The organism is Oleiphilus sp. HI0132 (assembly GCF_001635845.1).
The window spans coordinates 1-499 of record NZ_LWGJ01001404.1; the positions used below are offsets into that span (position 1 = coordinate 1).

Below are 499 nucleotides of genomic sequence, written 5' to 3' on the forward strand. Positions count from 1 at the left end.
TCATTTGCTTCAGGAAATATAGAAGGCTCGGTTCATATTTCGAATGACAATGTACAACAGTATTTATCTGACATGGATAAAGAAAAGCCACTAATTGTGGTTTGCTATCACGGCAACAGTAGTCAAGGCGCGGCTGAATTTTTCGCCAGTCAAGGCTGTAGAGAAGTGTATAGTCTTGATGGCGGTTTTGTTGAATGGCAGCAAGGCGATTAGATCTAAGCTACTGCTTTATCACCCTTCAATCACTTAACTGAGCCCGGGTAATCGAAGACTAAGGATACGTATTAATCTTTGATAAACTTTACATCTATATTCAGTAAACACCGCTCGTCTCAGACGTCGAGCTAATAGCTAAGCGTGCAATTTCTTAGGATTGCCAAAACAACACAGCAATGACTACCGACTTAGTCAAAATTATTTCGAAAAGTTAAGGCTTTGCTATCAGCATCTAATAAGGCTAATCTTATATAGTGAAGCTTATTAATTTAATCGTAGAAGA

Annotated in this window: 1 protein-coding gene; it reads left to right on the top strand. The window is 38.5% G+C overall.

Features of this window, described 5'->3' with window-relative positions:
- Window positions 1-213 (top strand): rhodanese-like domain-containing protein (locus A3766_RS21495; RefSeq protein ID WP_255375685.1); only part of this gene is annotated, 213 nt, incomplete at its 5' end.
- Window positions 214-499 lie beyond the last annotated feature (286 nt).